This is a genomic window from Komagataeibacter ossonobensis (genome assembly GCF_057359305.1).
This window is the reverse complement of the sequence record NZ_JBXAYQ010000001.1, coordinates 63,513-88,624: the sequence shown is the minus strand read 5'-3', so window position 1 is coordinate 88,624 and position 25,112 is coordinate 63,513. Positions and strand designations below refer to the sequence as shown.

Genomic DNA, 25,112 nt, shown 5'->3' with positions numbered 1-25,112 from the left:
GGACAGGCGGGGCAGGATATGAAGAACGGACAACGCGACAGGCCAGAACGCACCCTGCCCGGCATGGCCGGCAGTTCAGGCGCATGGCTGGATTACCACATGCGGGGGCCATCCCCGGCGTCCATAGAGGCATCATGACCCTTCGTCCGCCCAGTTTTGCCCCTCCTGCCGCCCCTACGGGCCGCCACCTGCTGCCCCGCGCGGCTGTACCAGCCCTGCTGGCCGTAAGCCTTCTGGCTGGCTGCGGCAGCGCGCCACAGCACGACAAAAGCGGGCTGGCCATACCCCAGAATCGCCTGCTGAAGGAAGATCGGGGCGCCAATGGCGGTTCAACCCCGCTGGAAAGCAACGGGGTCAACGCCTTCCTGTGGCGTGGTGCGCTGGATACGCTGTCCTTCATGCCGTTCGCATCCGCCGATGCGGTGGCGGGCGTGATCCTGACGGACTGGTACACGCCGCCCGCGACCAAGGATGAACGCTTCAAGATCACCTGTTTCATCCTGTCACGCAGCCTGCGTTCGGACGCGGTGCGCGTATCGGTGTTCCGTCAGGTGTTCCAGGACAACCAGTGGGTCGATACCCCGGTCGCGGCCAATACCGTATCCGACATCACCGCGCGTATCCTGACCCGCGCGCGCCAGTTGCGCACCGATAGCGGACAGCACTGACCCCAGCCTGACCCGTTGCCGATCCACCGGGTGGCGCATCAGCGCATGGCCCGTACCTTTCCGGCGGGAATAGCCCCGCCCACCGCATACCGAACCAGAAGAAGATGACCGAAACCAGCACCCCACCGGACAGCGCCACCCCCGCCTATGATTTCCACACGGCCGAACCACAGTGGCAGGAACGCTGGGCTTCATCAGGCATCTTCAATGTCCCCGACGTCCCCCCCGCCGACCGGCCCAAATACTACGTGCTGGAAATGTTCCCGTACCCGTCGGGGCAGTTGCACATGGGGCATGTGCGCAACTACACGCTGGGTGACGTGGTGGCGCGGTACAAGCGCGCGCGCGGCTTCAGCGTGCTGCACCCGATGGGCTGGGACGCCTTCGGCCTGCCGGCGGAAAACGCGGCGCGTGAACGTGGCGTGCATCCGGGCCAGTGGACGATGGACAACATCGCCGCCATGCGCGCAACGCTCAAGCGGCTGGGCTTTTCATTCAACTGGGACCGCGAAATCGCGACCTGCCTGCCGGAATATTATGGCAAGCAGCAGAAGCTGTTCCTCGACATGCTAAGGGACGGGCTGGTTGAACGGCGCGAAAGCTGGGTCAACTGGGATCCCGTGGACAACACCGTGCTGGCGAACGAGCAGGTGGTGGACGGGCGCGGCTGGCGTTCGGGCGCGCTGATCGAACAGAAGAAGCTGTCGCAGTGGTTCCTGAAAATCACGAAATTCGCCCCGCAACTGCTTGATGGCCTGTCCACCCTGCCGCGCTGGCCCGAACGCGTGCGCACCATGCAGGAACGCTGGATCGGCCGGTCCGAGGGCGCAAAGGTCCGTTTCGGCCTGCATGAACCCCCCGCCGGTTTCGACACCGACCTTGATTCGATCGAGGTCTTCACTACCCGGCCCGACACGCTGTTCGGCATGTCCTTCCTGGCCATTGCCGCAGACCATCCGCTGGCGGCCAAGGTTGCGGCGAAAAACGCGGCGGCAGGCGAATTCATTGCTGAATGCCAGCGTCTGGGCACATCAGAAGAAGCGATCGAAACAGCAGAAAAGCGCGGTTTCGATACCGGCCTGCGGGTCAATCACCCGTTCATGCCCGATAAGTCCTTTCCGGTATGGATCGCGAATTTCGTGCTGATGGATTACGGCACGGGTGCGGTGTTCGGCTGCCCATGCGGGGACCAGCGCGACCTTGATTTCGCGCGCAAGTACAACCTGCCCGTCACCCCCGTCATCCTGCCGGCGGGAACGGAAGCCGCGACCTTCACCATGACCGACAAGGCGTGTGACGGGCATGGCACGCTGTTCAATTCCGGTTTCCTTGACGGACTTGATACCGAGGCGGCGAAGAAGGAAGCGATTACCCGGCTGGAAGGCATGGGAATCGGTCAGGGCGTGGTCAACTGGCGGCTGCGTGACTGGGGCATTTCGCGCCAGCGTTACTGGGGCTGCCCCATTCCCGTCATCCACTGCACCGATTGCGGCGCGCAGCCCGTGCCCGATGACCAGCTTCCGGTAAAGCTGCCCGAGGACGTGACCTTTGACCGTCCCGGCAACCCGCTGGAACATCATCCGACATGGAAGCACGTGGCCTGCCCCAAATGTGGCAAGGCCGCCCAGCGCGAAACCGATACCTGTGACACGTTTGTAGACAGTTCATGGTATTTCGCCCGCTTCACCGCGCCGCACGCCCCCACGCCCACCGTGCCCGCCGCGGCTGATGCCTGGTTGCCGGTGGACCAGTATATCGGCGGGATCGAACATGCGATCCTTCACCTGCTCTATGCCCGCTTCTTCACCCGCGCGATGCATGAGACCGGGCACCTGCATGTGGACGAGCCTTTCAACGGGCTGTTCACGCAGGGGATGGTCAACCATGAAAGCTACCGTGACGCGCAGGGCAACTGGCTTTACCCCGAGGAGGTCGAACGCCGGGGCGACAGCGCCGTACGCCGCGACAATGGCCAGCCCGTCACCATCGGGCGCGTGGAAAAGATGTCCAAGTCCAAGCGCAACACGGTGGCCCCTGTCGCCATCATCGAACGCTTTGGCGCGGATACGGCGCGGTGGTTCGTGCTGTCCGACAGCCCGCCGGAACGCGACATGGAATGGACGGAATCCGGCGTTGCCGCCGCCGCCCGCTTCCTGCAGCGCCTGTTCCGTATCATTCGCACCGTGGCGGAACAGGTCCCGGCGGGCACGGCGTGCCCCGCGACACTGGCACGCAATGCGGATGCCCTGCGCCGCGCCACCCACCGCACCATCGCGGCGGTAACCGATGCGCTGGAAACCTTCAGTGTCAACGTGGCGGTCGCGCGCCTGCATGAACTGACCTCCGCCCTTGCTGACGCGGAAAAGACGGCAGGCGAGGACGGCATGGCGTTCGCCCGGCGCGAAGCCGCCACCACGCTGGCGCTGCTGTGCGCACCGATGGTGCCCCATCAGGCGGAAACGATGATGGCGCAGCTTGAACCCGGTGGCCAGCCGGTGGTGGAACGCAACTGGCCGGTGGCCATCGCCGACCTGCTGAAGGCCAATGAACTGACCATTGCGGTGCAGATCATGGGCAAGCTGCGCGGCACCATTGCCGTGGCGCCCGACCTGCCAGCGGATAAGGTGATCGCCATGGCCGAAGCCGAACCGAATGTCGCGCGCCTGCTGGACGGTGCGCGGATCGTCAAGCGCATCCATGTGCCGGGCCGGATCGTCAACTTCGTGGTGGCGAAATAATCCATGGCGCATCCCGTCCGTCATGCTGTCGTTCTGGGCGCCCTGCTGCTGGCGGGGTGCGGTTTTTCGCCCATGTACAAGACGACGGGAAAGCATATCGGCGCGGATGGCAAACCCACCGTGACCGATGTGCTGGCGGAACTGAAGGAAGTGTACGTACCCGTCATCAAGGAACGGTACGGCCAGCAGCTACGGCAGTTCCTGCAGCAGGACCTGAGCGGGGCATCACCGGAAAAACCGACCCGCTATGCGCTGCAGATCCGCACCTATCTCATGAACGAGGCCGTGGATATCCATGCGGACAATACCAGCGGCCGCACGCGGACAACCGCCTTCGCCCACTGGCAGCTTTACCTTCTGGGGGACAGTCCACGCCTGCTGGCGGGGGGTGATGCCTCGGTCGTGGATGGAACCAACAATACATATGAACAGTATTTTGCCCTGACGCTGAACCTGGAAACCGTGCGTACCCGTGTGGCCAAGAACATGGCCGATCAGGTGACACAGCAGGTTGCGACATGGTTCCGCACCCACGCCACCCCGGCGGTGGACGGGTCGATCGCGGACCAGAACCAGCCGCGCTATGTCGATCCCAACAGCATCGTCAATCCCAACAACCAGATGCCGTCCCAGCAGCCGGGCGCGGATGGCCTGCCCGCACTGGCGACAGGCCGGACCGATTCCCAGCTGAACGAGGAAAATAACGAAGGCAGCAGCATGTCCACCGAAAGCGGGCCGATGGACAACATACCGCCCTCCACCTCGGGCAGCGGTCAGGGCGGTTCGCAGTCCGGCGCCACGGCACCGGATAACGATACCGTTCCCGGTTCGGGCATCAGCATAGGCGGTGGGAACTAGGTCCGGTGAAGATTGATGCCCGCAGCACCAATGCCACCCTGCAGGCACCCGGTGCGCTGCGGGCCATCATCCTGCATGGGGAAGATGCGGGCCTGATCCGTGAACGGGCCACGACAGCGGCGAAAGCAGTCTGTCCCGACCTGCACGATCCATTCCGAGTCGCCATCCTGGGCCGTGAGGACCATGACCGGCTGGAGGAAGAAACAACCGCCCTCGCCCTGACCGGGGGACGGCGGGTGGTCTGGCTGCGTGACGTGGGCGACAGCGTGCTGGCGGCATTGCAGCACAGTCTGGCCCAGCCATCCGATACGCTGGTCATCATGGAAGCACCGGGGCTTGCCTCACGCTCGAAACTGCGAACCTTTGCGGAAAAGGACAGGCAGTGCGGGGTGATCGGCTGTTATCCCGAAGAAGGACGCACACTGGAAGCCGCCATCCGGCAGATGCTGTCAGCGCAGGATGTCGGCATCGACCCTGATGCGCTGGGGTGGATGGTGGAACGCGCAGGCCCCAACCGCGCTGCGACACGCAGCGAAGTGGAAAAACTGGCCCTGTTCGCGGGTAAGGGCGGCAGGCTGGGGCTGGAGGATGTCCGCGCCTGCGTTGGGGACGCGGCGGGCGTATCACTGGAAGATGCCGCCTTTGCCGCCATGGCGGGCGACCGCAGGGGGGCAGATGCCGCAGCCGAACGCGCGCTGACCACCGATGGCAGCAGCCCCATCGCCCTGACGCGCGTGCTGCTGTCGCATATCCACCGGCTGCGCCGGGCGCGCCTTGCGGTGGATGAGGGGGCAAGCCGGGCGGACGCCATGCGACAACTGCGGCCCCCGGTCTTTTTCAAACGCACCGACAGCTTCGGGCAGGCCATGATGATATGGTCAGCCAGCGCCCTGCTGCACGCGGCGGAGGAAACACAGGCGCTGGAACTGGCCTGCAAGCAGACCGGCAGCCCCGATGTCGTACTCTGCCTGCGTCATGTTGCGCGGCTGTGCGCACAGGCGCAGCAGATGCGCAGACGCCATTGAAGGCGAAATATTCCCTCCGCTTTCGTGAAACACCTTGCCGCGCGTCGGGGCCTCGTTTAGAAAACCCAAGTGTGTCCGCGTAGCTCAGCCGGATAGAGCACAGGATTCCTGGTTTGCAATTGGGCGTCACGACGGGAAACCACGTGGCGGATCTGCTCAAATTCGGGGAACGCTCTGGCAAATGCCGTGCCAATCCCGAGCCAAGGCCGGTTTTCCGGCAAGGTGTAGAGACTGGATGGGCAGCACCTGTCAACCGCATGCGGTTTATGGTGAAGGGACAGTCCAGACCACGAACGCCATACCCCTATGGCGGCGGTGAAAGCCGAAGTGGTACGAATCCTGGGGCCGTGGGTTCGAATCCCGCCGCGGACACCACAAATCCCACATTGTCATGTGGCGCCTTCTGAAATCTGAAAAACGGTTTTCACGCGCGGCATCCTGCCGCCATGCGAAAGATCGTTCGGTCCCCAACCGACACGGCAGCAGAACAAAACCACATCCAGCCCCCATCACATCCCGTACCCACGCTGAACATGACATGCTGCCATCAAGGCGGGGTTGCCGTACGTTTTCTCCTGCCCGGAGGTAATCCACGGCTCGACACGCGCCAATGCCGTGTAGCAGTCAGGCTGCATCCGGCAGGGGGACCTGCCGCCAGGTTGCCCTGAACCCGATCATCCGACCGCATGACGTCCCTGTGCCGGGTTCATGGTCCTGCCTGATGTGGTCTTGAGACACTGTCCATGACCTGCCCCACGCATTATTGAAGCACAGCCTTCAAAAGCAGAACTAACAAAACCAGTCCTTATTTATTAATGATCTATATGATAATCATCTAGAATTTACCAATATGCATGCAATGAATTGCATAAATTATGAAATGATTAATGAAAATATTAATTAATTCAGGTAAAATAAAATAACAGATAAATATTACAAAATATAAAAAATCATCAAGACATTATAAAAAATAACAAAACATTTCCTTTCTATTTCATTAGTATCCGATCCATAGAGGACAAAATACATCCCGTTTTCGACAATCATGCGAATAGAAAAAAGTTCCATCGCTACAATAATTTATAAACGAAAATATTTCGCGACCCGATTCACGCATGAGAAACCGTTGAAAGTGTGTGATTTGTACCAACCCCACCATTGTAGGCCTGAACTGTTTTTTTTGTGATTGTTGTCCGAGATACGGTAAATGTATGGTTAAGATATGGCGGAACATAATGTCCGTTTTGAGCATCCTCGGGTCCTGACAGACCTGAAACAAGAAACGTGCGCGTGTTTCGTTCCATACCGTAAGTAAAAACCTGCGTTTCCTGTTCCTCGCTAAATAACGCTCCGCTCTCGGACTTACTGGCTGGTGGATTTCTGATGAATACCGACGTAGCCATTATAGGGGCTGGCCCCTATGGACTTTCCCTTGCAGCCCATTTGCGTGACAGGGGGGTAAACTTTCGTATTTTCGGACGCCCGATGGGATTCTGGCGCGAACATGTTCCCGCCAGCCTGCGGCTGAAGGCGGAAGGGTTCGCGCTGGACCTGTTCGACCCCGGTCGCCGGTCTACCCTTGCGCAGTTCTGCAGGGAACGGGGATATCCCTACGCCCCCACCGGCGAACCCATTCCCACCGCGGTTTTCACGGAATACGGCGAAACGTTCCAGAAAACCCATGTACCGCAACTGCAACCCTGTCTGGTCACGCACCTGTCGCGCACGCTGGAAGGCTTTGTCGTGCATCTGGATAATGGGGAAACCGTCATGGCGCGGAATGTGGTCATGGCGGTGGGGATCCAGCATTTCGCCCATACCCCCCCGGCCGTGCGCGGCCTGCCGCCCGACCGGGTCAGCCATACATTCGACGAAACCACGTTCGAACGCTTTGCAGGCAAGCGGGTCGCCGTGATCGGGGCGGGTTCATCGGCGGTGGATACGGCATGTTTCCTGCACAACGTGGGCGCGCAGACCTTCATCTGCACCCGCAGGCCAAAGATCTGGATCAATCATCCCCCCCGCAAAATCAGTGGCCTGAAACTGCTGTGGACCCGGATCAAGAAACCCGTTTCCGGTCTGGGAACGGGATGGCGTTCCCGCATGGCCTGTGACCTGCCGGATGTGTTTCACATGCTGCCCGCACGCCTGCGCCTGCGCATTACGCGCGGCCATCTGGGACCGGCGGCAACATGGGTAACGGGCGATGTCGTGCGCGACAAGGTACCGATCTGGCTTAACGTCGACCTGCAGTCCGCACGGATGCACGACAATGTCGTGCAGCTGGAATTCCGGGATACACAGGCAGGCTGCCCGCGTGTCGTGGATGTCGATCATGTTTTCCTGGGGACCGGGGTCAAGGTGGATATGGAACGCATCCCGTTCCTTGACCGCGTGCTGGCGCGCGCCATCCGTACCGAAGACAACATGCCCGCCCTGTCGCACAGCTTTGAATCAAGCGTGCCGGGACTTTACTTCATCGGGCCCATGGCGGCGGGCAGTTTTGGCCCCCTTCTACGCTTTGCCTGGGGCGCGCGCTTTGCCGCGCGCCGCCTCAGCGCCCGGCTGGGACGGCAATCCGTGTCACAGCCTGTTCCACAGCCCGCATTCGCGTCGTGACACCCATACGCCCCCAGGCTTGCGTCCTGACATGAGCTGGAAAGTCCTGAATCATGAAAAACGATTTTACAGTTCTCATCATCTCGTCCGTGTGGTGGTCCGCCATTACACGCGCTGCGGTGGAATTCATCGAAAGTGGGGTAACGGTCCATGCCATCTGCCCGGCCGGCCATCCCCTGCGCTGCCTGCAGGCGATCGAAAGCATACGGACCTATCCGTACGTCGCGCCGACCGTGGCACTGGCTGGCGCCATCGCGCAGCTACGGCCCGACCTGATCATCCCGGCAGATGACCGGGTGGTCGTGACGCTACACCAGGTTTACAATGAGGCCGATCCCACAACCGCCATGGGCTGCCTGTGTCGCGACACGATCGAACGCTCACTGGGGCGGCACGAATATTTTGGTTATGCACAGACGCGGCTCAAGCTGATCGATGTCCTGCGCGAACAGGGCATCCCGACACCTGCCGCCGCCAACATGGCCACCATGCACGATGTCAGGCAGTGGTGCGCCACCACACCCGGACCATGGGTGTTCAAGCGTGACCGTAGCTGGGGCGGGTCCGGCGTGGTGATCGCTGATACGCAACAGGAAGCCGAAAGTGGCTTCCACCGCCTGTCACAACCGGTGCGGATGGTCTGTGCGCTGCGTGTGCTGCTGGCGGACCGCGATATCTATTCCTTCATGGAAGCAACAGCGCGTCGCCCGCTGCCCGTCATTGCACAGGCGCATGTAACCGGCATGCCCGCCAATATCATGGTGGCCTGCTGGGAGGGGGAAGTGCTTGGCACGCTTGGGGTCAATGTCGTGTCCTATCAGGGGCGCACGGGGGCGGCGACAGTCATCGAGATCACGCAATCCGCCGATATGGAACGCGCGACGCGGGTGACCTGCGCGACATTGAAACTGTCGGGTTTTTTTGGCCTGGATTTTGTACGTTGCGCAAAAACCGGCACCTATCATTTCATAGAAATGAATCCCCGCCTGACCCAGATCGGGCACCTGTGCCATGGCGGCAATACGCTGATCCGCCGCCTTTTGCAGCATGTGCGTGGCCGGGCACAGGTCGCCATGCCCGCCGCCGCCATGGAACTGCGCGAACACACCATGATCGCCCTGTTCCCACAGATCCTGCGCACCGAGCCGGAAACACTGGACAGCACGGCTGCCTGGATCGACATCCCGTGGCGCTACCCTGAACTGGTGGAGGAACTGCTGCGCCGCCCATGGCCCCGGCGCGGATCGGTCGCGCGGCTGGAGGAACGCCTGCGGCCCAACATGCCCTATGGCAAGTCGGTGGACAGGGGGGAAGCACTGGGCAAGCTGTCCACGCTGCTGCGGGCTGGAATGATCACGGACATGCCCATGGCCACCCTGTGAATTTCAGGATAACAAATTGATAATAAAGTAATGATTGTTTTGGGATGCCGCCTTTTCCCAAAAAGGCGGCATCGTCTGACGCTTCCGGCAACAGGCTGTGGCAGAACCTTCCTTGCGTTCCGCAGGCAGGCTACCGAAACCGTTCAGGCATGTGAAATGATGGACTGGCGGATTATATCGGAAGGCTGCGGCCGGCCCAGCAGGAAGCCCTGGACCTGATTGCACCCGAGGTCATTGAGGTGCGTCCATTGGTCTTGCGTTTCCACCCCTTCCGCCGTGATGGGGATATCCATGCTCTGTGCCAGGCTGATAATCGCCCGTACGATGCCCGATGCGCTGCGTTCGGGCAGTTCCTGCACAAAGGAACGATCAATCTTGATTTTCTGGAACTGGAAGGAACGCAGGTATCCCAGCGAGGAATAGCCCGTACCGAAATCATCCAGCACGATACTGCATCCGATCCGGCCCAGTTGCTGCAGGATATCGCGGTTGGTGGCGCTGTTCTGGACAAAGATGTTTTCCGTAATCTCGATTTCCAGCCGGTGTGGCGCAAGGCCCGAATGCGCCAGCGCATTTTCGACAATGCCAAGGAAACGCGGGTTACGTAACTGGATGGGCGACACGTTCACCGCGATCTTGACCTGCGCGGGCCAGTCCGCCGCTTCCATGCAGGCCGCCCGCAGGACCCATTCCCCCAGGTCATGGATCAGGCCGTTTTCTTCCGCCAGTCCCACAAACTGGTCCGGCGGGATCATGCCATGCGTGGGGTGGTACCACCGCACCAGTGCCTCACATGCGCTGATCCGGTTGCCCGGCATTGAATACAGGGGCTGGAAATGCAGGCTGATCTCGCTGCCGGCAATGGCGGCGCGCAGTTCATTGCCCAGCCGCACGCGTGTCCGGATTTCATCACGCAGGGCCGCATCAAAGAACTGGAAGCCATTACGTCCCTGTGACTTGGCGCGGTACAGGGCGATATCGGCATATTGCAGCAGGGTTTCGGCGTTATCCGCATCCTGCGGGTACAGCGCCGAACCCACGCTGGCCCCAATGACGATATGATGACCGTCAATGACATAGGGTCTGCTTACGGTCTCGACGATTTCACGCGCCCGGCGTGTCAGTTCCACCGGTTCGGGAACAAGCGGCCAGATAATGGCAAATTCATCCCCGCCCAGCCGGGCCACCAGGTCTTCGGGCCGGCTGCAGGCCAGCAGCCGTTCCGACACCAGCCGCAGCAGCGCATCCCCCGCCGCGTGGCCATACACGTCATTGACCGTCTTGAAGTAATCAAGGTCGATACACAGCAATGTGGCACCCCGCGCGCCCGCGCACAGCGCATCCAGCCGGGAACTGAACAGCGCACGGTTGGCAAGGCCGGTCAGCGGATCATAATGCGCAAGCTGTTCGACCTGGTGCTGGGCATTGCGCCGTTCCGTGACATCATCGGCCACGCACAGTTCCCACCGCGGCCCCCCGCGTTCATCCGCAATGGTGACATGGCGGGTGGAAATCGCGCGCGGTTCGCCGCGCTGGTTGCACAGGACCTGCTCACGCACGCCCTGCCGGTCCGCGTCCGGGCGGCTGACCAGCAGGAAACCGATTTCCTCCGCGCCAAAGGCCTGCGCGGTATCCTTTTCAATCAGCAGGTCACGCCTGCATCCCATCATCTCCTCGGCCGCACGGTTGACCAGAACGGGATGACCGTGCCGCACGGACCGGACGACAAGGGCGGAAGGAATATTTTCCACAATCGTATCAATGAACAGCTTGTCGCGTAATATCTTTTTATTTGCCCGGCGCAGGTCTTCCGCCGCTTCTTCAAGGCTGGCGGCGGACGCCACCGCATGGGAATGGGATGCGTTGATCAGGTCCAGCGCCGATCCCGTCCCCCGGTAACATCCGTTTTCCGTAACAATATAGCCACGGATCAGGTCGGATGGCTGGCCCATCAATGTCTGGGCCGTAAAATCGGATGCGGATACCCGTGCGTCAATCATGACCGGGCTGGCATCCATCAGCAGGGCGACGGGGCGGCGGTTGAAAAGCGAATGCCCGAATTTGCCCGATACTTTCAGAAAAAAAGCCTGTCGCTCGACCAGACCGACAGGCACATCATCCTCCCCCACAACCGCGACCAGCATCAGTTCCGGGTCCGCATGAAAAAGATCGAACAGACATTCCCCCAGATCGGAGGGCCTTATGACGGGCCCCTTCCGGGCGATGTCGCCCATGACAAGAAAGGAAGGCCCTGCCGGTACGGTAATGTCCATCAATCAGATCCCCGCATCAATTGCTTTTTATTATGATTTTTTATTCAATTACTTATTATTCTATGTAATCCGGTCGTCATGAAAAAGCATCCTGCCAGTATCCACATGGCACTGGCAGGCATCGCGTCATGAAATGAGGGAAGGCACCTTAGAACGCTGCCTGGATACGCCCGGCGACGGAGTTGCCGTGACGGCCCATGATGTCATAAAGCGAGGTGGTGGCCCCACTGCTTGCCTTGTTGTCATCGCTGACAATGAAGTGGTTGAAGTCAAGCATGAAGCGGAAATGACGGTTGGGATACCAGTTCAGCCCGGCCGACCAGACCGTCTGCTGACCACCACGGATGGCGTTGGCCGAGTTCAGGTTGCTGTTCAGGTCGGTCACGCTGTAACGGGCGGAGACTTCCAGCGCGCCCCAGTAACCATGCGCGGGATCAAAGGCATGGTCCACGCCGGGTGCCGCGAACGCACCTTCCTTGATGTTATAGGAACGCGGCTTGCCGAAAATGGTGTAGTTGGCGGCGCCATAGTAGCCGGTGAAGTTGACCGTGCCCTGATCGGCGGCACTGGCGCTGGAATTGTTCCCGCGCGTGACCCCGATATTGTAGTACTCGCCCTTCAGCACCAGCCGCTTCCAGCGGAAGCCCAGTTCCGGGCCGGCCGACCAGATGCTGCCCACGTTGCCGACGGTCGCACTCAGCAGCTTGGTGGTGGTCAGGTCAACTTCCGGCTGTTCGGCAAATGTTGCCGAACGGTCGTCCGATGCGTTCGTCTGCGCCACCTTGAAGGCGCTGATCGCCGACACACCGACATGCACGTCTATGTCCTTGGACATATAGGGACGGCCCGCGACACGGAAGGTGCCACCCGTCTGGCTGTCATAACCGGCCCGCTTGCCATAGCTCTGCCCCGTCAGGTAACCCGCGATCCACCAGCGCTTGCCATAATGCAGGGCGCCGACACTCATGCGGGCGTCACCGGCGGCGATGTTACGCACGATATCGGTGATGGCGGGACGTTCCATCATCTCGAATTCGTTCGAGCTTTCGGAATCTTCTTCCGTCACGCGCGGCTGGAAGTAACCCGCGGTGATGACGGTGTTGTGGAAACCGGCATAGTTCAGGTTCGCTTCATACAGCGTGGCCGAACCATCGGCATTGGACGACCCGAAATCCGGGGTGATGTTCGCAATCCAGTTCTTGTAACGGAACGAGATGGGAATACGCAGGCGGCGGGCATTTTCGGTCAGCCCCTCATAATCGCCCTTCTTTTCCCCTGCGCGCGGGGACATACCCATGAAGCCACCGATATCTTCATGGAAGGCCAGGCCGATGGACATGGCATACATGCCATCATCAGACGAAATGGTCGGGCGCCCACCGGGGAAGCCCACCATCATGCCACCCAGATGCAGGGCTTCGTCCTTTTCGGTCGCGGCACGGAACGATTCCCATGACGAAGACACGCCACGGTCAGACGGGGGCGTGCCCAGATCGGCCCGCTTTATCAGGCTGCCCATTCCGGTTCCCATGCCGCTATCACCACCGATATGGATATCACGTGCGTAGCTTTCGGGCAGTGGTTCACCCTTGCTGGCTGCAACCCGGCGGGCCTGTGCCGCGTTGGCTGCGGGGGTGTTGCGGGCTTCGGCCCGGACCAGGCGCTGGCGCAGCACACTGATCTGACCGGACATTTCCCGGCGCATTTCCTGCATTTCACGCTGCAGGGCCTGGATCTGCTGGGCATCCGACGCGGATGCTGCATGGGCCTGATGGAAGGAGGATGCACCCCAGAGGGCGGATGAACCAAGCAACAGCGAAACAGCGGACCGGCGGATCATATTAATTATTCCGTAATGAAGGATGAGTTCATTTAGAATGTCCGCACATTCCTGTGTGTTATGTTTCCGATACAGTTTTATGAAGGATTTATGACAGTCCATAAGACAGAAAAGCCGCCCGGAATCCGGGCGGCTTCGCACTGTCATTACTGTAAAGTTATATTATTTGGCCGCATCCCACTGCTGCAGGATATCGGTTTTTACATTCGCAGGCACCGGCACATAATCCAGACGGTAGGCGGCAGCGTCCCCGTTCTTCAGCGCATAGCCAAAGAATTTACGCACTGCCGGGCCATGTTCGGTTTTGCCCGTCGGCACCGGCACCAGCACGTAAGTGGGGGAAACAATCGGCCACGCCCCCGCCCCGCTGGTGTCCAGCAGGTCAACGGCGAAATGCGATGCATCCTTCCAGTCGGCGGCTTCCGCCGCACGGCTGAAGCTGTCCATGCCGGGGGCGACATAGGCGCCGCTGTGGTTCTTCAGCTTCACGGTGGTCATGTGCGCATTGGCGGCAAAGGCATATTCGACATAGCCGATCGCCCCTTCCGTATTGCGCACGGACGCGGCCACGCCATCATTGCCACGCGCCCCGATCCCGCCGGGCCACGAAATGGAAGCACCCGCCCCCTGCCCTTCACGCCATTCGGGGGAAACACGGGCCAGATAGCCGGTGAAAACTGCCGTCGTGCCCGACCCGTCCGCACGATGCACGGTAGCAACAGCGGTATCAGGCAGCTTCAGACCGGGATTGAGGGCCGCGATCCTGGGATCATTCCACTGCTCGATCTCACCACGGTAAATGGCGGCCAGTGTCGGGCCATCCAGCTGGATCTGGTTGGCGGCAATGCCGGGCAGGTTGATGACCGGCACGATGCCGCCCATGACGGTCGGGAACTGGAACAGGTGGGCATTTTCCAGCTTCTGGCGATCCATGGGCACATCGGATGCACCAAAATCAACCGTGCCGGCCAGAATCTGGTTCTGTCCGGCGCTGGACCCCACAGTCTGGTAATTCAGGTTGACGCCAGCAGCGCTCCGTCCGTTAGCCCCCCATGCCCCGTAAATGGGCGCGGCAAAACTGGAGCCGGCACCGGTAATATCCGCAGCATGCGCCATGACCGGCAATGCGGTCGCCAGCAGGGCACATGTAAGCATTCGAGCAGGAAAGTACATAATACTCATGTTCTCCGACATGAAGAAGACAGACGTGTCTGGCTATCCATCAGACATGTGGGGACATTAAGAAACTGCCGGAACAAATAACAATGATATGTCCATGACAGTTTTATGAAAGATTCATGAAATTTCCTGTCCAGTTGTGTCTGCCCCAAAATAAAAGGGCATGGAATGGCCGCAGCCCCCATGCCCCGATACGTCAATAATGAAAAAACAGGTCAGGAACGACTGTAGACGTCTTCCAGCCGGACGATGTCATCCTCACCAAGATAGGGTCCGGACTGGACCTCGATCAGGGTCAGGGGAATGCGACCGGGATTTTCCAGCCGGTGCACGGCACCAAGCGGCAGGTAGACGCTTTCGTTTTCACGTACAAGGATCATTTCCTCATTCCGCGTCACCTGTGCCGTCCCTTCCACCACCACCCAGTGTTCGGCACGATGATAGTGCTTCTGCAGTGACAGCTTTTCCCCCGGTTCCACCACGATCCGCTTGACCTGGAAACGGTTGCCTTCGATCAGGGTCTCGTAAAAACCCCACGGGCGGTAACAGCGGCTGTGGGTGGTCGCTTCCTTGCGGCCATCTTTTTTCAGTTGCGACACGATGGCCTTTACATCCTGCGCATGGTCACGATGCGTCACCAGCACTGCATCGTCATTGACCACCACCAACAGGTCTTCCACCCCGGTTACGGCCGTCAGGACACCATCGGTGCGCACATAGCTGTTGGATGTGTTGAACACCGCAACATCACCAATGGTCACGTTGCCATGGTCGTCTTTCGGACCAAGTTCCCACAATGCATCCCAGCTTCCCACATCGGACCAGCCGAAATCACCGGGGATCACGGTCATGAGGTCGGTGCGTTCCGCCACCGCGTAATCAATGGAAATATCGGGCGAACTGGCGAAGGCTGCCGCATCCAGCCGTTCAAAATCAATATCCGACCTGCGCTCCTGCACGGCCTGCCGCATGGCGGTCAGGATGGCAGGTTCATATTTTTCCATTTCCTGCAGCATGGTGCGGGCGGTGAACACGAACATGCCGGAATTCCACAGGAACTGACCTGTTTCCAGCATGCGTGCGGCATTCGCGGCATCGGGTTTTTCAACAAAACGTGCAACGCTGTAGGCCCCATCATATCCGGCCAGTGGCGCACCCTTTTCAATATAGCCGTAACCCGTTTCCGCCTTGGTGGGCGTCATGCCGAATGTCACGATCCGGCCCGCACGCGCCACCTTTACCGCAATATCCAGCGCAGGCCCGACATTTTCAGGTTTCTGGATCGCGGCATCGGCCGCCATGACCCACAGCACGGCGTCGGGATCGGTTTCAGCAGCCAGCAGGGCGGCCGCCGCAATGGCGGGGGCCGAATTACGGCCAACCGGTTCCAGAAGGATGCGCGGCGCGGTAATGCCGACTTCCTTCAACTGTTCCGCCATGACGAAGCGGTGTTCGTTGTTGCAGACGATAATGGGCTGGGCAAATCCCGGTCCCTGGCTGCGCAGCGCAGTTTCCTGCACCATCGTGCGCTGCGAGACCAGCGGCCAGAACTGCTTGGGAAAGGAACTGCGTGAGACGGGCCACAACCGGCTGCCACTGCCGCCAGACAGGATAACAGGCACCACTGGCGTAGAGGGAGACTGCGATGGTGCATGCGTGACGGAAACGATCATTCTCACTCCTGAAAAACCAGTAATCGGGGCATGTTAAAGTCTGCGGAAGCCCTTAATGGACTGTCTGTGCCGTCGCACGCAAAACGTCCAGGGACGCACGCAACTGCATTATCTTTTCAAAATCAGCTATTTCCTGCCGTTTGGCGGCAAACAGGATGGCATCGACATGAATAACCAGCTTGCGCAGGCGCCAGAACTGCTCGGCATCCATAATCAACGTGCGCGACATGTCCTCCAGCGCACCCACCTGTACGTATTTGGTGTGTTTGACGGGATCATCATGCAGTTCCTCGACAAAGATCGGAACGAAGCATAGCGGCACGGAACAGGGCGCGGGGACAAAAGGACGTGTTTCATGCCCGTCATAGACCTTGACGCGGCTGATATCGAATTTGCGGTATTCCTGCAAAAGCCAGGCCATCTGTGCCGGGGGGGCAATCTGGGCGAACTCGGCACGCGTGATGTCAAGGAACACACGGCGGTCGCGTATGATCGTCGCATCATATTGCGCAAGCTGCTGGGCGTAGGCGGCTTCTTCCTGTGAATGCTTCATCAGGACATTATGCCTAGCAAAATTGGCATCGTTGTGGCTGCTCCAGCCCAGATAGCCGCCAAAGCCAGCCAGCACGCACAAAAGGACCGGCAGGGCCATGCATATCCACCAATGCCGCATCATGAACGCCCATAGACCCGTGCGCTCCAGTGCCTGCACCGGATGATAGATCATCATCCACCGGTTCTCCCTGACTGTATGCCCCGCCCTGACAGGAATGCATCATGCGTCAGGCAGTTTCCTGCCCCTTGCGGACAGGGCCGTTTTTCTGCGCTGACATACTAGCAGAACCGGCATGTTGCTGTCATGCAGGGATATATTCCCTGTCCCCGATCAGGATCGTGCCCGCATGTCCCGTCTGTTGCGCAATCTTGCCATCCTGTCCTGCATCTGGCTGCAGGGGGCGGACGCGCGGGCCGCGACGCCTGCATCGCCCGCTGCACCCGTGCTGGAACGCGTGGTGCTGGTCGCGCGCCACGGCATACGCAGTCCTACCCACCCCATTGCGGAACTGGATGCCCATACCCACCGGCAATGGCAGGCATGGCCCGTCCCCCCGGGTGAACTGACCGGGCATGGACAGCGTGACCTTGCGCTGTTGGGAACGGCGCTGGGACTGCATTACCGGCAGGCTGGCGTCCTGCCCGCACAGGGATGCAGGACGGGGGAACTGGCGGTCTGGTCCGATGCAACGGACGAGCGCACGCTGCAGACCGGGGATATCATGGCCCATGCCCTGATACCTGGCTGCCCGGTCACACCCGGCAGCCTGCCCCCCGGCACGCATGACCCGGTTTTCAATGACCTGCCCATGCAGGCCAGTCCCGCGCTGCAACACACCATCATGACCGACCTGTCCACCACGCTGGCGCATGACCGGGAAAACCGCCCGGCCGATGTGCGCCACGCGCAGGCGATGGCGCAGGCCGTAATCCAGCCTGCCGGATGCACCTCGGGCATGCCCTGTTTCACCCGGCCGGACAGGGCTGGATGGCACAAGGGCGCCCCGCACCTGTCCGGTGGCCTGTCACAATCGGCGGATGTGGCGGAAAACATGCTGCTGGAATACACGCAGGGCATGCCATGCGCGGCGATTGGCTGGGGATATCCGGACATGCGCCATGTCATTGATACCCTGCAGCCTGCCCACAATCATGCCAGCCGGCTGGTGCGCCGCCTGCCCGCCCTGGCCTTTCCGCGCGGGCATGTCCTGGCGGGCATGATCGTGGATCTGGTGGCGGGCCGGGCCGTGCGTGAACCCGATGGCGGCATGATCGCAGCCACCACGCCGGTTATCCTGTTTGCGGGACATGACAGCACGCTGGACATGCTGGCGGCGATTTTTGACCTGGACTGGTCCTTTGCCGACCTGCCGGACCCCACTGGCCCCGACACCACGCTGGGGTTCGAGACATGGCGCATGGCAGATGGCCAGCGCCGTGTGCGGGCCGTGATATTTCATCAGGGAATGGATGCGCTGCGTACGGAACAGCCCATGACGGCACGGCCTGAAACCCTGCCCCTGCCGGCCTGCCACCCCGAACAGGATGGCAGTTGCGCACTGGATGATTTCACGCGGACCTTTACCGAACGCCTTGATGCCTACCAGTACAAATGACGGCACCTGTCAGCAACCGGAAAAACATTCCAGAAGCCTGCCAGTAAAATGCTCTGAAAATCAGAGGCGTTATGGGAGAAAGCTTTTTTTAAAGCTTCGGAAAACGTCGTCTTTTTGGAAAAAGGCAGCACCCAAAAACTTTTATTTTTATCAATTCATTACTTGGCGATACCGTTCAGGGCGTTCCCACTCGGCAGAACCGGAATCCCGTCCCCGGTCGGTCATGACGTGCCAGCACATGCGCCAGGCGGGGCTGGGTCACGGTCGTGGCGATCTGTTCATCCATTTCCATCACGATAAAACGACGCGTGCCGCCATCTTCCGCGTTCAGGTTCATGACGGCCTGCGCTGTGGTGCCTGAACCGCCAAAGGCATCCAGCACCACGGCTGCGGGATCCGGACATAACGCGCGCAACAGGTAGGTCACCAGTGAAAGCGGTTTGGGATAATCAAAGCGCACGCCGCATTGCGCCAGTTCGGTCGCGGCCTGCTGCACCGTTCCCATGCCCTCCAGCACCGTCAGGATATGGCTGGGCTGCGCCTGCCGGTCCTTTTCCATAAAGACCGCACCGCTGGGCGTCAGGTAAAAGCGCGTTTTCAGGCCCTGCCGGTCAATGATGTCGCGAAACCCCGCCGCGATGAAGGCCGCGCACTGACGGCGGGAACTCCACCCGCTGCGCAGGGTCACGCCCTGCGCCAGACGGCCGTCCCGGACCACAACCGGCGCATCAAACCGCGGCCAGAAGCCGGGATCGGTCGGGACGGGTATAACGCCATCATCAACGCGGGCGGGAAAGCCCGCCGGCAGCACAAGGTCGGACACCGGGTTGCGCGGTCCATTCTTGATGATGGTGTTGCGGATGACCGGCCGCCGCAGCTTGCTGCGCGCGCCCACCTGCGGGGCCAGCACGCGGCCGGGCACGAAGCGCCTGGCGTCGCGTGCAAACACCACGACATATTCATGGTTGGTCTTGATCCGGCTGTGGTTGTCGATATTGCCGGTATTGACCCATACAAACGTCGCCAGAAAATTTCCGGGCCCGAATACCTCCTCCATCAACAGGCGCAGGCGGGGATATTCGCGGTCATCAATGCAGCAGGCAATCACGCCATTTTCCGCCATAAGCTGCCGCAGTTGCAGCAGGCGTGGATACATGAGGCACAGCCAGCGGTCCTGTCGTGACAGGCTGCCTGCCTTCTCCGGTCCAAGGACTGTCTCCAGCCAGCGCAGGGCGGCGGGGGTGCTGGCGCTGTCATCATACAGCCAGTCGCGTCGCCCGGTGTTATAGGGCGGGTCGATCAGCACCATGTCCACCTGCCCCGCATGATCGGGCATGAGCGCACCAAGTGCCGCAAGATTATCCCCCAGGATAACCATATCACCCCCCTCCGCCGCCCCGCAGGACAGATGGGGATCAACCCGCAGCACATCCGCGCGCATCCGTTCCAGACAGGTCGCAACGGCGTGCTTGCCCTCCCATTCCAGCGTGGCCACGTGCCCTCCCGTTCCTGCCTGCCCATTTCAGTTTCCACCACCTCCTGCTCCGTATGCAAATGGGAAAGTGATATATTAACCAATGATTTTATATATTATGATTGATAATATCATAAACAGACCAGCATGGGTCAGCCAGTAAAAGCTTGATATGTCTTATGAAGGCACGTCGCCGCAGCCGCGCTTGGCACCTGCCGGATTACTGCGTTGCGCGCACGTCCACGCGCGGCACTCCGGAGATTACTGGCGTCAATCGCAATACAGCGACCCTGTCCTACCGCAAGATTCGGGAAATTATTGCCGGACATATCGCAGAAAAAGTCGCCTTTTTCGGGCTACTCAAGCGCAGCGACCGCGTCCATACCGTGATGATCCCCGATGCGGTCCCCAAATTTATTCTGCCATCCCGTCCAAGACCGTGACGACATGAATTACCGCCCCGCCACTTGCATCGGTTCCGCCAGCACGTATGCGATGCGCCCGTTGGGCCGCCAGCAGCATAGACCACACGACCGTCACCCGGATCATGGCGGACCTACCCTGCGCCCCCGATCGGACCATTCCGGTTTTATGGTTGCATATCACGCAGGTATTGGTGCCATACCCGCAGATATGATAGGCCTGTTCAGGGAAAAGTTTCGTAACCAGCCAGACTGATACAGGATACGGTTTTTTGAATCGCGACCTTTTCAACAGCAAGGCCATGGATACGCTGGAAGCGATGCTGAACACGCGCACCGTGGACGAACTGGCCGCCCAGTTTCATAAAGCTGTCAGCCAGATCGGTGATTTCTACTGTGTCGCGGGCATCATCAAAAAATTCCAGCCCGGTGGCCTGCGCCCCACGACATCCAGCTATCCTGTCCAGTGGACCAGTCATTACATGGGCCGCAATTACGGGCAGGTGGACCCGGTTCTGCGTCGTGCCATGACCAGTCATACAGGGTTCGGGTGGCATGCATGCGACCCGGTACAGAAGCAGGAAAAAGCACTGGTCACCGACATGCATGACCTTGGCCTGCAGGACGGCTTTGTCATGCCGATCCATGGCCCGGATTCTTCGGTCTTTCTGGTCAATTTCGGACAACTTGCACGCAAGGCGATATCGCGGCGCGTTCAGGCGGCCCTTTCAATGCTGACCATGCAGTATTATCAGCATTACCATTACCTGACGGCGGCACCGGAACCGGAACTTCCCCTGCTGACACAGCGCGAATGCGAATGTCTGTCATGGGTGGCGAATGGCAGGACCACGGTGGATATCTCGGATATCCTGAAGCTGAATGAAAATACCGTAAAATTCCATCTCAAGAATGCGCAGCGCAAGCTGGAATGCACCAACCGCGTCACAACCGTGCTCAAGGCCATCTCGCTTGGCCTGATTGTCATCTAGCATTCTGCCCGTCAGGCCCTTTACCTGACGGCACCATGGCGGTCCATGCCACATGCTCTGCATGGCGGCATCCCAACGGTGCGATTTATGTAATGCTGGTACAGGATACGCCCTGTAACCCACGCTTCACCGGCAATCCGGGTAAAAAATAAGCGGGCTGGATAATCAATTATTAATTGATCTGCCCTAGCAGAATGACTGTGCGCGCCCGACAGGTGGCCCTGCCGCCAGTTATTCCATTCCGCCCCAGCCAAGGTAAAGACATTGTCCGCGGACTTGCTCCTGACATTGACCCCAACCGAGCAGCAGGATCTTGAAACCATAGAGGAATCAGGCCTGTTTGATGCTGATTTCTATCTTTTGGTGCATCAGGACGTTGCCGGGTCGAAAATCGATCCCCTGATCCACTATGTCAAATACGGTTTCCGGGAAGGACGCCAGCCCAACCGCAATTTCCGCCCCGCGTCATATCTGCGCCAGTATCCCGATGCGGATGCCAACAACCGCAATCCCTTCATCCATTTCCTCAAAACACATGGCGGCTGCCATATCGCCCATCATGGGCTGTTGCCCCGTTTCCACCTGGAAGACCTGAGCATCGGCGCAAGAACGCTGGAACAGCTGCCGTTTTTCACCCCCGATCTCTATCACGACATCAACCGCGACATTGAACGCGCGACCACTGACATGGCCGAACATGCCCTGCTGTATGGCGTGCCGGAAGGGCGACGCATTTTCGGCGCCCTGCATGTTTCACGCACACTGGGCGCGCTGTGCGCGGCCAGGGGGCTGGATGATGCGGACTACATGGTCGCTGATGGCACGGTGCCGGACAGTATCGGGGTCTATTACAATTCCCACGGCAATGTATTCATTCACGAAATCGCATCGGACCTGTGCACGACATTGCGTGAGAGCGGGCTGAACTGTGTTCTGCTGGATGAAACCGGCAATCCCGATGACCGGCCCGAACTGTGCATTTTCGTAGCGCCGCATGAATTCTTCCATCTGGGACAGGGTCAGGACTGGGCCACTGGCGCCATCATTCGTGACGCCATCATGTTCAATACCGAACAGCCACAGACCCTGTGGTTTGAACGCGGCATTCCCTTCCTGCTCATGGCGGCCGGTGTCATCGATATCTGTCACCAGATGGCGGAAAGCTTCCGGCAGGCCGGGCTGCCAGCCATCCATTTCACCCCCAATATCGGCACGGAACGCACCTACCTGCACAAAGGCGACATGCAGCATGCCATGGTGCGCATCCTGCCGCCTGCATGCCGCAGGCAGCCCGACCGGAACACCCCCTTTGCCGACCGGCAACTCGATATCAGTTTCTTTGGCGGCCTATCGGCGCACCGGGAGAAATTCTTTGCCCGCAATGCCGGTTTCTTCGCGCAGTTTCGCAATTACTTCTATTATCGCAAATTCACCACGCCCATAGATAGCAGCCCGCGGGATAATCCCCTTTCCCGCCTGGCATCGCATGTAGCGGGGCATTCCCGTATCGCGCTGAACATCCACCGTGACGATTACGGTTTTTTCGAATGGCACCGCATCGTCAAGGGCGCGATGGCCAATGGCAGCGTGGTGGTATCCGAACCCTGCCTGCCGCATCCGGTCTTTCGCCCCAATGTGCATTTCCTTGAAGAAAGCGGCCGCCACATTCCCAACCTGATCGAATGGCTGCTGAACACGCCTGATGGTCAGGCAAAGGCCGAGGAGGTGCGCCTTGCGGCCATGCAGGCCATCGATACCCCCGCCCAGAACCGTGCGCGCTGTGCGCGGATACGCGGGTTCATTTCGCATGTATGGAGCACACCGGAGGCATGAGCATCACCGCCCCATGGATGGCCACTGGCCAGACCGCGTTCACATTCCGCAGCCGTCGCAAGAAACCGGCGGACCTTGTCAGCATATGCCTTACCAATTTCAATTATGGCCGGTATGTTCCCGAAGCCCTCGATTCCATTGCGGCCCAGACCCATACGGCCCTTGATCTGGTTGTGGTGGACGACCATTCGGACAGCGACGCGTCCGTGGCCCTGATTACGGCATGGATGGAAGAAAACCGCGACCGTTTCTGGCGCTGCACCCTGATCGTGCATCCGCGTAACCAGGGACCATCCGAGGCCCGCAATACTGCCTTCAAGCATGCCGTCGGCGCGTTTGTGTTCGTGATGGACGCGGATAACACCATATACCCCCGCGCCATAGCCCGGCTGCATGAAGCCGCGCGCGATGGCGGGTTTGACGCCACATACAGCCAGCTGGAATATTTTGGCAAGGAACAGCGCATCGGATCAGCCGACATATGGGATCCCGCCCAGATGGCGCGGGAAAACTACGTTGATGTAATGGCCCTGATCCGCCGACAGGCATGGGCGGATGTGGATGGCTACAGCCATATTGACCAGGGCTGGGAAGATTATGATTTCTGGCTGAAATTCATCGACCATGGCTTCGAGGCCGCTTACGTGCCCGAAATTCTGTGCCGTTACCGCATGCATGGCAATTCGCGCACCACGAACGATGCATGGGCCGCCCATGAAAGCCTGCGTGCCATCATGGCTTTCCGTCATCCCGAACTCAGCGCGCGTTATCACCTGATGCCTGACGGGAAAGTATAAAAAAAGTAATAAAAGTTTCCGGGGGCCGCCTTTTTCCAAAAAAGCGGCATTCTCCTAAGCTTTTTGAAAAAGCTCCACCAGAAACTTTTCATTGATTAGCCAGATATTTTAAAACGGGTATCGGAATCCCCTATGACGAAGGGATATTTCCGCCACTCCCGCTTGTCCCTATGATGCCGGGCATGAGACCGCATCCCCCCTGCGCCACACCACCTGCGACCCGCCGCCGGATTATCGTCACCGGCTGCGATCACACCTATTTCCATCTGGTGGGTGAACTGGTCGCCTCCATACGCGATCATGCCGATACGCCCATCGGGGTCATCGACTGCGGCATGACGCCGGAACAGGTGGCACAGCTACAGGCACAGGGCATACGGACCATCACACCCCATATCCCCGATTATGCCCCCAGACGCACCATTCGGAACCGACCCAGCCTCGCCATCAACATAAGCAAGCTGTGGCTGGACCAGATGCTGCCGGAATTCGACCTGATTGCGTGGCTGGATGCCGATACATGGGTGCAGGACGGACGGGCACTGGAACAGGTATTCGCTGCGGGTGAGAGCGGCACGCTGGCCATCGTGCCGGAAATTGGCGCCAAGATCGCCAACCTGCTGGGGGTGCGCTGGATCTGTCCGGGGTGGATGCAGATCCGCTCCTTCCTTTACAAGAATGCCAGTCGCGCCCGGCTGCCGTTCCATATCCGCAAGCGCATCGGCGCCAAACCCCTGCTGAACGCAGGCGTGTTCTGCCTGCATCGCAATGCCACGATCTGGCCCGTGCTGCGACGGTGGCAGGCGCTGATCCTGCCCCGGCGCGGCATGGCGTTTACACAGGACCAGCTATGCATGGCACTGGCGGTCTATATTGATGGCCAGCCCGTCACCTTTCTGGATAACGGTCACAACTACCTTGGCCCATGGCTGATGGATGAAACCACCGGGCAACTGGCCAACCTGTTCTTTCCCCATTCGCCCGTGGGCATCGTTCACATGGCATCCCAGAAGGCCATGCGCAGCGCGCTGGAAAACACCATGACCATTCCCACCGTTCAGGGTGGGCAGGTTGCCCTCAACCTGCGTTATGCCGGCATGCGCCAGTTCCGGCGCAACAGGTCAGAAACCGTTTGAAAAGTCCGGCTGGGAACATACCATTACCATCA

Annotated in this window: 18 protein-coding genes; 12 read left to right on the top strand and 6 right to left on the bottom strand. The window is 59.9% G+C overall.

The window, feature by feature from the left end; translation table 11 throughout:
• Window positions 1-134 precede the first annotated feature (134 nt).
• The 6 genes from AC1RQ9_RS00435 (at window position 135) to AC1RQ9_RS00410 (ending at window position 9,290) form a co-directional block, all read left to right on the top strand.
• The gene (locus AC1RQ9_RS00435; RefSeq protein WP_193733480.1) at window positions 135-668 is read left to right on the top strand and encodes a DUF3576 domain-containing protein; all 534 of its coding nucleotides are present in this window, start codon (window positions 135-137) and stop codon (window positions 666-668) included.
• Window positions 669-772: 104 nt separating this feature from the next.
• Window positions 773-3,406 carry a leucine--tRNA ligase gene (gene leuS, locus AC1RQ9_RS00430; RefSeq protein ID WP_485985170.1) on the top strand — a complete coding sequence of 878 codons (2,634 nt, stop codon included), beginning with the start codon at window positions 773-775 and terminating at the stop codon, window positions 3,404-3,406.
• A gap of 3 nt (window positions 3,407-3,409) precedes the next feature.
• Window positions 3,410-4,264 carry a hypothetical protein gene (locus AC1RQ9_RS00425; protein WP_193733478.1) on the top strand — a complete coding sequence of 285 codons (855 nt, stop codon included), beginning with the start codon at window positions 3,410-3,412 and terminating at the stop codon, window positions 4,262-4,264.
• 5 nt (window positions 4,265-4,269) lie between these two features.
• Window positions 4,270-5,289, top strand: coding sequence for a DNA polymerase III subunit delta (gene holA / locus AC1RQ9_RS00420; RefSeq protein ID WP_485985169.1), 1,020 nt, complete (start codon window positions 4,270-4,272; stop codon window positions 5,287-5,289).
• A gap of 1,383 nt (window positions 5,290-6,672) precedes the next feature.
• Entirely contained in the window at window positions 6,673-7,908 is a 1,236-nt protein-coding gene (locus AC1RQ9_RS00415; protein ID WP_193733476.1) for an NAD(P)-binding domain-containing protein, read from the top strand.
• Between the two features lie 53 nt (window positions 7,909-7,961).
• Complete coding sequence (locus tag AC1RQ9_RS00410; RefSeq protein WP_485985168.1) at window positions 7,962-9,290, top strand: ATP-grasp domain-containing protein; 1,329 nt, start codon at window positions 7,962-7,964, stop codon at window positions 9,288-9,290.
• A gap of 143 nt (window positions 9,291-9,433) precedes the next feature.
• Here the strand turns inward: AC1RQ9_RS00410 and AC1RQ9_RS00405 are convergent, their stop codons facing one another.
• From AC1RQ9_RS00405 to AC1RQ9_RS00385, 5 genes are all read right to left on the bottom strand, one after another.
• A complete protein-coding gene (locus AC1RQ9_RS00405) occupies window positions 9,434-11,563 on the bottom strand; it encodes an EAL domain-containing protein (protein ID WP_485985167.1) in 2,130 nt (709 codons plus the stop codon).
• A gap of 148 nt (window positions 11,564-11,711) precedes the next feature.
• Window positions 11,712-13,403: an OprO/OprP family phosphate-selective porin gene (locus AC1RQ9_RS00400; RefSeq protein WP_485985166.1), complete on the bottom strand. Its 1,692-nt coding sequence runs from the start codon at window positions 13,401-13,403 to the stop codon at window positions 11,712-11,714.
• A gap of 162 nt (window positions 13,404-13,565) precedes the next feature.
• Entirely contained in the window at window positions 13,566-14,558 is a 993-nt protein-coding gene (pstS, locus tag AC1RQ9_RS00395) for a phosphate ABC transporter substrate-binding protein PstS (protein WP_485985397.1), read from the bottom strand.
• 239 nt (window positions 14,559-14,797) lie between these two features.
• Complete coding sequence (locus AC1RQ9_RS00390) at window positions 14,798-16,255, bottom strand: mannose-1-phosphate guanylyltransferase/mannose-6-phosphate isomerase (protein WP_193733472.1); 1,458 nt, start codon at window positions 16,253-16,255, stop codon at window positions 14,798-14,800.
• Window positions 16,256-16,307: 52 nt separating this feature from the next.
• Window positions 16,308-16,985, bottom strand: coding sequence for a hypothetical protein (locus tag AC1RQ9_RS00385; protein ID WP_485985165.1), 678 nt, complete (start codon window positions 16,983-16,985; stop codon window positions 16,308-16,310).
• Between the two features lie 172 nt (window positions 16,986-17,157).
• On the opposite strand from AC1RQ9_RS00385, the gene AC1RQ9_RS00380 reads away from it, so the two are divergent.
• Window positions 17,158-18,426, top strand: coding sequence for a histidine-type phosphatase (locus tag AC1RQ9_RS00380; protein ID WP_485985164.1), 1,269 nt, complete (start codon window positions 17,158-17,160; stop codon window positions 18,424-18,426).
• A 175-nt stretch (window positions 18,427-18,601) separates the two neighbouring features.
• On the opposite strand, the gene AC1RQ9_RS00375 is transcribed toward AC1RQ9_RS00380, so the two are convergent.
• Window positions 18,602-19,921: a site-specific DNA-methyltransferase gene (locus tag AC1RQ9_RS00375; RefSeq protein WP_485985163.1), complete on the bottom strand. Its 1,320-nt coding sequence runs from the start codon at window positions 19,919-19,921 to the stop codon at window positions 18,602-18,604.
• Window positions 19,922-20,079: 158 nt separating this feature from the next.
• Between AC1RQ9_RS00375 and AC1RQ9_RS00370 the strand changes: the two genes are divergently transcribed.
• The 5 genes from AC1RQ9_RS00370 to AC1RQ9_RS00350 all read left to right on the top strand — a co-directional run bounded on the left by AC1RQ9_RS00370 (window position 20,080) and on the right by AC1RQ9_RS00350 (window position 25,080).
• Window positions 20,080-20,343 carry a hypothetical protein gene (locus tag AC1RQ9_RS00370; RefSeq protein ID WP_485985162.1) on the top strand — a complete coding sequence of 88 codons (264 nt, stop codon included), beginning with the start codon at window positions 20,080-20,082 and terminating at the stop codon, window positions 20,341-20,343.
• 251 nt (window positions 20,344-20,594) lie between these two features.
• A complete protein-coding gene (locus tag AC1RQ9_RS00365; protein WP_485985161.1) occupies window positions 20,595-21,314 on the top strand; it encodes an autoinducer binding domain-containing protein in 720 nt (239 codons plus the stop codon).
• 288 nt (window positions 21,315-21,602) lie between these two features.
• Window positions 21,603-23,147: a hypothetical protein gene (locus AC1RQ9_RS00360; RefSeq protein WP_485985160.1), complete on the top strand. Its 1,545-nt coding sequence runs from the start codon at window positions 21,603-21,605 to the stop codon at window positions 23,145-23,147.
• Complete coding sequence (locus AC1RQ9_RS00355) at window positions 23,144-23,944, top strand: glycosyltransferase family 2 protein (RefSeq protein WP_485985159.1); 801 nt, start codon at window positions 23,144-23,146, stop codon at window positions 23,942-23,944. The genes AC1RQ9_RS00360 and AC1RQ9_RS00355 overlap by 4 nt, the downstream gene beginning before the upstream one ends.
• 170 nt (window positions 23,945-24,114) lie before the next feature.
• Entirely contained in the window at window positions 24,115-25,080 is a 966-nt protein-coding gene (locus AC1RQ9_RS00350) for a glycosyl transferase (RefSeq protein ID WP_485985158.1), read from the top strand.
• Window positions 25,081-25,112 lie beyond the last annotated feature (32 nt).

Excerpts from the sequence above, each read along its gene's own strand:
- AC1RQ9_RS00410 (WP_485985168.1), top strand. The coding sequence starts at position 7,962 with ATGAAAAACGATTTTACAGTTCTCATCATCTCGTCCGTGTGGTGGTCC.
- pstS (WP_485985397.1), bottom strand. The coding sequence starts at position 14,558 with ATGCTTACATGTGCCCTGCTGGCGACCGCATTGCCGGTCATGGCGCAT.
- leuS (WP_485985170.1), top strand. The coding sequence starts at position 773 with ATGACCGAAACCAGCACCCCACCGGACAGCGCCACCCCCGCCTATGAT.
- AC1RQ9_RS00350 (WP_485985158.1), top strand. The coding sequence starts at position 24,115 with ATGATGCCGGGCATGAGACCGCATCCCCCCTGCGCCACACCACCTGCG.
- AC1RQ9_RS00390 (WP_193733472.1), bottom strand. The coding sequence starts at position 16,255 with ATGATCGTTTCCGTCACGCATGCACCATCGCAGTCTCCCTCTACGCCA.
- AC1RQ9_RS00425 (WP_193733478.1), top strand. The coding sequence starts at position 3,410 with ATGGCGCATCCCGTCCGTCATGCTGTCGTTCTGGGCGCCCTGCTGCTG.
- AC1RQ9_RS00385 (WP_485985165.1), bottom strand. The coding sequence starts at position 16,985 with ATGATGATCTATCATCCGGTGCAGGCACTGGAGCGCACGGGTCTATGG.
- AC1RQ9_RS00380 (WP_485985164.1), top strand. The coding sequence starts at position 17,158 with ATGTCCCGTCTGTTGCGCAATCTTGCCATCCTGTCCTGCATCTGGCTG.
- AC1RQ9_RS00435 (WP_193733480.1), top strand. The coding sequence starts at position 135 with ATGACCCTTCGTCCGCCCAGTTTTGCCCCTCCTGCCGCCCCTACGGGC.
- AC1RQ9_RS00405 (WP_485985167.1), bottom strand. The coding sequence starts at position 11,563 with ATGGACATTACCGTACCGGCAGGGCCTTCCTTTCTTGTCATGGGCGAC.
- AC1RQ9_RS00370 (WP_485985162.1), top strand. The coding sequence starts at position 20,080 with ATGAAGGCACGTCGCCGCAGCCGCGCTTGGCACCTGCCGGATTACTGC.
- AC1RQ9_RS00355 (WP_485985159.1), top strand. The coding sequence starts at position 23,144 with ATGAGCATCACCGCCCCATGGATGGCCACTGGCCAGACCGCGTTCACA.
- AC1RQ9_RS00415 (WP_193733476.1), top strand. The coding sequence starts at position 6,673 with ATGAATACCGACGTAGCCATTATAGGGGCTGGCCCCTATGGACTTTCC.
- AC1RQ9_RS00400 (WP_485985166.1), bottom strand. The coding sequence starts at position 13,403 with ATGATCCGCCGGTCCGCTGTTTCGCTGTTGCTTGGTTCATCCGCCCTC.